Source organism: Paracoccus sp. MKU1 (genome assembly GCF_001447385.1).
GTDB lineage: Bacteria > Pseudomonadota > Alphaproteobacteria > Rhodobacterales > Rhodobacteraceae > Paracoccus.
Map to the genome: position 1 here is coordinate 1 of NZ_LLWQ01000017.1, position 1,958 is coordinate 1,958.

The 1,958-nt window shown below is 66.5% G+C and carries 2 protein-coding genes and 1 pseudogene; 2 read left to right on the top strand and 1 reads right to left on the bottom strand.

The genetic code is table 11. The features are described from left to right. Window positions 1-1,029 (bottom strand): annotated as a pseudogene (locus AQY21_RS01670) (AAA family ATPase); the annotation flags it as partial. A gap of 334 nt (window positions 1,030-1,363) precedes the next feature. On the opposite strand from AQY21_RS01670, the gene AQY21_RS01675 reads away from it, so the two are divergent. Beyond that, window positions 1,364-1,663 carry a hypothetical protein gene (locus tag AQY21_RS01675; protein ID WP_058096149.1) on the top strand — a complete coding sequence of 100 codons (300 nt, stop codon included), beginning with the start codon at window positions 1,364-1,366 and terminating at the stop codon, window positions 1,661-1,663. A gap of 13 nt (window positions 1,664-1,676) precedes the next feature. Further along, window positions 1,677-1,958 (top strand): transposase (locus tag AQY21_RS01680; RefSeq protein ID WP_203416326.1); only part of this gene is annotated, 282 nt, incomplete at its 3' end.

Consider the following 1,958-nt stretch of genomic DNA (forward strand, 5'->3'; position numbering starts at 1 on the left):
GTCGCGCACGATCTGGCGCGCGGCGCGGAGTGCAGGCGTGTCGCCATGGATATCCTCGAGCCAGGGGCCGTCAGCCGCGGCGCGTGGCGCCTTGACCGTGAGGGCGGCGATCCGCTCGGCAACCGCCTTCGCAGTCGGCGCCCGCATGGCGAGACCAAGGGCCAGTGGCTCCAGGTCAGACAGCGCGGCGTCGTCCGGCAGGGCGGCGCACACCGCGGTCTCGTCGACCCGGCCGGTGGCGCTGTGTGTGGCGCGCAGGGCGGTGATCAGGATCTCCGCCGACAGAGGCGCAAAGGCCCGGCGCTGGACTGGCGGGTGACGCAGCACCTCGGGCGCGGTTGCCACATCCGGCAGCAGGATCAGGATCGGAACCCGCATGTCGATCGCTGTGGCGAGCTCCGCCGCAAAGCCGCGTCCGGCGTGCTCGGAGATCTTGCCGTTCATAAGCTCCGGGCCCAGCACCAGCAGATAGGGCTTGTCGCGGGGCAGCCGGCCCATGGACATGGCCAGTGACCAGCCGGTCGGCAACGTATACGGCAGCAGCTTCTTGAGCGCATCGATCAGGCTGCCCGGAATGCCTTCGATCACCGTGATGGCGCCCGGCACCAGCATCGCGTCGCGGTCCTTGAGGCTGCCAATACTGGCGGCAAGGCGCAGCAGCGGGATCAGCTTGCCCGCCGGCAGGCGGATGCGCGGCTGCGATGTGCCATTGGCTGCGGTGGCGGCCGGATCGCCGCCGGCGTCCGCAATGGCGTCGTGTTCTTCCGGGGAGACGTTCTGCGCGGTGGGGCTGGTGTTCAGGGCATCGAGTGCGGCGGATCCCGGAGGCGACATGGCGGCCTCCAGCAGCTCGGGCAGGTCCATGTCTTCGGGGTCGAGCGCCGGATCCCAGTTGTCGGTCATTTTGTTCGCAAGATCGGCCTCGAGGCCGCGGATGGCGTGACGGGCCAGGGAAGCCCAGGATGGAGGATTACGGGTTGCGGATTCGGGGTTCGGATTGCGGGGATTGGTTGCGTTTGTCTGGGTCATGGCGGAATTCCGGGTATGAGAGAGGCTGGCCACCCAGCATTCCGGATGGCGGCGGGGCAGATGGCAGAGCGGGTTGCGATCCCGAGAGGCGGGATGCGGTGGCGGTGTCAGGTCTGGGGCTGGCGGGGATCCGGAAACCTCCGGGCTTCAGGAGTGCCTGGCCCGTTCGGATCCGGAATCCGGGATGCGGAAAACCTCGGCATGGCTTCGGCCGTCATGGCTTCCGGATCCGGGGGCAGGCCCCTGATTGCGCGAGGCGATATCCGGATCGGCCGCATGGTCCTCGCGTGATCCGAGGTGCCCCAACCGGAACCCGTTACCCGGTCAGGCCCCAGTGACGGTCCAGGATCGGGAGGCGATCACGCCACGCGGCGGCACGATCCTGCAGCATGGCGTCCAGATTCCGGGTCACGGCTTCGGCGGGCGCACGGGGTTCCGGATCAGGATGCGGCGTTTCCGGATTGTTGTCCCCCGCGATCTGACCTTGGTCGGACAGATCATTCAGAGTCCGGATGCATGCACTTGTGGCAACCTCCGCCGCGATCCGGTCGAGGGTCTTTTGAAGGATGGCGAGGGCTTGCGGACGATAGATCGTAACGGCCCGATTGTTACCGTCTGCCTGAGTTTGGGCTGATGGATTAAGGCACGTGCATAGTGACGTCGTTAATGACGTGTCTTATGCGGGTGTGGGGATGCGGGGCGATATTCTTGGACTGGAGCGGCGGCGGCGGTGGAGCGACGAGGAGAAGCTCGAGATCGTTTTGTCGGTCGGCGTGGACGGGGCGACGGTGACGCAGGTTGCACAGCGGCACGATGTGACGCGGCAGCAAATCTATGCCTGGCGGCACCAACTAAAGAAGAAGGGCGTGATTTCGGCGTCTCCGGAAACGCTGTTTCTGCCGGTTGAATTGGACCGGCCCACGGAATTG